Below are 4,599 nucleotides of genomic sequence, written 5' to 3'. Positions count from 1 at the left end.
TGGATTTAGCGATGTATCCGTTCCCAACACAGGTGTTGCGGCCAGGGGAAAGCGCCGTCGCCGCGGCGCGGGTGGAATCTATAAGGGCCCGGATTCCCGGCCAACGCCGCTGGTATCCCCCGTGGCTGGGGTTCGATGCGGCCGCGCCGCTTTGCCGGCGTACTCCAAAGCCAATGCCATTAAGTTAAGCGTCACCGACGCGGTTTGCGATTGATCGTGCGCTGTTTTTTTCGCCCTCTCCCCAACCCCTCTCCCGCGGGGAGAGGGGCTTTGAGGCTTAACTTAATGGCATTGACTCCAAAGCAGTCCGGAATCCATAAAGAGCCACCCCGATCATGCCTCTTTGCATTATTTCTCATAGACAACCCGCTTGACGCGGGGGTTTCCCAAGGCCTTGCCCATCCAGATGTCTCCCCGGTTCCATAGCTGGTCATAGAGTGGGTCATAGCCGATAAAATTCACGGCAGTAGGGGGAGTCACCACACAGGTATCCGTACTGCATTGCTTGACCATCTCTCCGGTTCTCTCCATTTCCCTGGCATACCTTAGGGCTGTACCCTCTATGACCTGCAACCACCCTTTTCCGATATTGGAGTCTACCTGTATTAAGTCCCAAAAGTCGGCCTTTGCCCTTGGGGTCTGCCGGTTTACTCCCAGGCCGTCAGCAAAAAGATGGAGTACGAGAAAAGCACTCAATGGAATCGCAATCAATCTATAAGTGTTGGCCTGCAATTGCAGTCGTTGCCCATATGATTCGAATAACGCGGCGATCGTACCGAACCAAAGGATGGTCACCGTGAAGAATATCAGATCCACGACCCTTTCCGCTAAACTATGGCCTCCAGTACCATACAGGAGAGGAAACAATGAGACGGGAGTGATCAATAAAAGACCTGTAAGCCAGTAAAGCGGTGCCCCAAAGGTAAAGACGTTCCCGAGTACTTGCCGTTTACTTGCCAGTAAGAGCACCCATAGCAGCCCAGCGGGAAGGAGCAAGCTGTCCGCCAGCCAGCCGGTCCAAAGGTAGACGCTGACCCCCAGTGATTGCCATAGCGCAGGCAGAATCCTCCCTTCGGCTCCATATGCACCCATACGTACGAAGTTGCCGGGGGCAAGCACCTCGATAATGGAAAAGGCGAGTAAGCAGGCGAATAGTATCCAAAGATAGATAGACGGGCGCCTGGAGTAAAGATGATAAATCAGTATGGCTGCGGTAGTGATCCCCAGCAATTGTATCATGCTGATCTCGTTGGTTCCGATAGTGAAGACGCCGAGAACGAGGGTTCCAAACCATGCGAACCAATTAGGCTTGGGTAATTTCAGTTGCCTGATCAGAAGGCCCGTAAATAGCAGTGTGGCAATCAGACCTGTATGATAGGGGATTATGGCGTCGAACCTTAATAAGCTGTCGTACGTATTGCTCAGTTGGTGCAGATAGAGCACGAGTACCAGCGCGGTGATCAGGGTGGCGGATCGGCCGGGCATCATGCTCCGAAACAACCACCAGGTGCTGACGGGAATCAGTAGCAGATCGATCAGGGCAAGGAGCCGAAAAAGCGTCAGATTATGCCAATACGGCCAGGCGGTTTCCAAAGCCACGGCAGTGTAACGCCCCGTGTGTGTTTTATACCAGTAGGCCTGAAGCTCCCAATACCCCATATCGGGAATCTTTCCATGCCACTTACTTATGAATTCCCACCCGTGGATGCTGAGCGGATAGAGGCATTGAGTGGAGAAGAGAAATGGGAAGTAGGCCAAAACAGCCAAGGCGACCGCTAACCAAGGGATCGGATCCCGGGGGGTATCCTTTATCTCTTTTGTGCGCGTCCCAATATTGCCCACCTTTCCAATCTCTGTTCTTTATCCGAACACTTTTTTTACCGGGATCACCAGCGCCAGGGAATGACCATGTTGCTGATGCTTTGCATGGGATGCCTCATGGTGTGGTCCATTTCGTGCACCGAGTAGTTCATGTTGCGCATGCCGAGATCCATCATGGACACATGATTAGTCATCGCCTGCATGCTCTGGTTCATAGTAGTCATGCTGCCATCCATATTGGACATATTCTCTTGCATACCATCTATGTTATTACTCATCACCGTCATGCTTTTATCCATAGTGAACATATTCTTGCGCATGCTGGCCATGTCGTCACCCATCCCTGTCATGCTGTCCTTCATGACCCACATGCTATCGTTCATTGTCTTCATGTAAGAGGTCATTTCTTTCATTGCCTGATTTAAATCATACATGAATTTGGCTATGAAGGGTAAGGCAACAGCGGAGAAGATAACCAAAATAAAAATCGCCCCCATCAATGCTTTCTCTCTCCGCTCCATTTTCCTTTGGATTAATTTCTCGTGATCGTCCATCTCATTCTTCAGCCGATCGAATCCCCGTGTCAATTTATCAGCGATCAGCTGAGCACCGGGCGATATGGGACGACCGTTCGGGTCGGTATTTACGACACTGTTCCCATTCCCATTCCCATTTCCATTACCGATTGCCATCATCAGACCCCTCAGTTGAAAAGTAATTACCTGATCTTCGCTGCATGTCACATTCCGTGTGATTATATACCAACTCAGGCCCCCGTCTTAACACGCTTGGCTGCAAGCGCGCGCTGCTTGTTCACGAATTCCTGGGCCGAGTCAGTGGCCGTGAAGAGCGCCAACCTGTCTTCCCCGCTCTGCCCGACGGGCGCCATGGCGATATCCGTATAGGCCTCCGGGTCGGGGTCCGCTAAGACCCTGGCCAGGATCCGCCGATAACGCCGATGCATACGGAAGGCGCCGGTGAATTTATTCAGGTGTTCCCAGGCAAGCTTGGGATAGAAGACCAGCGGGTTTTCGATCGGGAATCCCGGGCGGCGGTCCCGCCGCACCTTGCGCCGGATCAATCCGCCCTCCAAGGGGTGCATACCCTCATGGACCACCGGGGCGTGGAAGGCGAACAGCTTGGCCATCATGTTCTCGGGATCATAGCCCCAGGCGCGTGCGCGCCGCAGCACCGTGGCGACATGCGCTTCGGTGTAATACAGATCCCAGGCCTCGCGGTAGATACCCTCCCACTCCGCCTTGGACATCCGCGGGTGGTCCATGGTCACATGCTGAGTATCGTAGTTGTTCAGGTCGGGATCTAAAGGAACCCCCTGCTCTACCAGGCGCTGATGGTCCTGGGAGCCCGGAAGGGGCGTCAGGACGAAGAATTCCAGGATGTCAACGGGCAGCTCGCGCTTGATGATCTCGATATCCCGGCGAATGGACTGTGGGGTGTCGTTCGGGAAGCCGATGATATAGCCCGCGTATGTCAGCACGCCCGCGCGATGCCAGGCCTGCAGCAGGGCCCGGTAGTCGGTGATCTTGTTCTGGCCCTTGCGGGCGCCCTTCAGGGCATCCGGGTTGATGCTCTCCATGCCGATGAAGGTACGGGTGACCCCTGCCTTCCCTGCCTTCTCGATGAAGCCCGGTATCCGGTGAGATTGAGTATCCACCTGGGTCACGAGCCGGAGCTCCATACCTGACGCGCGCAGTGCGATCAGCCGGTCGAAGATCGCCTCCCAATTGCGGTTGCGGGCGAAGTTGTCGTCGGTGATGAAGAAGTTGGTGATCCCGTCCTGCGCGCCGGTACGCACCAGCCGCTCCACATCGTCCGCTGTACGGTGCCGGGACTTGCGGCCTTGGACATTGATGATGGTACAGAAGCTGCAAAGATACGGGCAACCGCGACCGGCATCGAAGCTCGCGCGCTTGCCCATGGTCAAACGCACCCGATCCGGAGGCAGATAGGGCGCGGGCGTGCCGCGCAGGTCGGGAAGGTCGCTCAGAAAATCATAGACGGGCCGGAGCTGGCCCCGTGCGGCGTCGCGCAACAGGTCGTCCAACCGGCCCTCCAACTCGCCGGCGAACAGGCTGATCCCTAAGTCCAGGGCCTCCTTGAGCTCCACCGGCATGGCTTCGAGCATGGCCAAACAGCCGCTGACATGGAAGCCGCCGATCACCACGGGCAGCGCGGCGGCGCGAAAGCGCCGGCCCAGGTCCAGGGCACGCGGATACTGGTTCGATTGCACTCCGACCAAGCCGACCAGGGCCTTACCACCATCCCTTCGGACCGCGCGTGCCAGCCTCTTTACATCGACGCGCGAGTTAGTCTCATCCAGAGTCCGGATGCGGATCTCTATGTCTTCGCCGAGGACCTTTCTCGCGGCCGCGTCCCTGGCGATGCCATAAACGGCGGCCAGACTGTTCGACGGCAGGGAAGAGCGCAACCACTGGATGACGTAACCCGCGTCATCATAGTGGGAGGGCTTGATCAATAGGAGATGGAACCGACGCCGCCCGTTCTTCCGGATAGGTAATCGATTCTCATGAATCGTCTGTAACGCCGATTCCTCCCACCCTTGCCGTTGTTCTTCCCGGTCTTGGGTAGAGACCCATTCTCCCGCCTCGTTCGATTGGTACCGCGCGAACTCTTCGTCACTGTCGAAATCTTCACGGGTTAAGACCCGCGGTAATTTTGGTTGGCTCTTTATGGATTCCGGACTGCCAACGATCATGGAAGGGTACCACCGGACGTTTTGGAGTGCGGCGGCAACCT

The 4,599-nt window shown here is 55.9% G+C and carries 3 protein-coding genes; all 3 read right to left on the bottom strand.

What is annotated here, in order from left to right:
- Positions 1–348: 348 nt before the first annotated feature.
- The 3 genes from BQ17_RS15325 to BQ17_RS15315 all read right to left on the bottom strand — a co-directional run bounded on the left by BQ17_RS15325 (position 349) and on the right by BQ17_RS15315 (position 4,558).
- The gene (locus BQ17_RS15325; RefSeq protein WP_089728516.1) at positions 349–1,842 is read right to left on the bottom strand and encodes a hypothetical protein; all 1,494 of its coding nucleotides are present in this window, start codon (positions 1,840–1,842) and stop codon (positions 349–351) included.
- Between the two features lie 44 nt (positions 1,843–1,886).
- A complete protein-coding gene (locus BQ17_RS15320) occupies positions 1,887–2,516 on the bottom strand; it encodes a hypothetical protein (protein WP_089728514.1) in 630 nt (209 codons plus the stop codon).
- Positions 2,517–2,587: 71 nt separating this feature from the next.
- Positions 2,588–4,558 carry a B12-binding domain-containing radical SAM protein gene (locus BQ17_RS15315; protein ID WP_089728512.1) on the bottom strand — a complete coding sequence of 657 codons (1,971 nt, stop codon included), beginning with the start codon at positions 4,556–4,558 and terminating at the stop codon, positions 2,588–2,590.
- Positions 4,559–4,599 lie beyond the last annotated feature (41 nt).

It is taken from the genome of Candidatus Thiosymbion oneisti, assembly GCF_900092655.1.
In the GTDB taxonomy this organism is placed as follows: domain Bacteria; phylum Pseudomonadota; class Gammaproteobacteria; order Chromatiales; family Chromatiaceae; genus Thiosymbion; species Thiosymbion oneisti.
The sequence above is the reverse complement of the archived record's forward strand: the minus strand, read 5'-3'. Positions and strand labels throughout refer to the sequence as shown.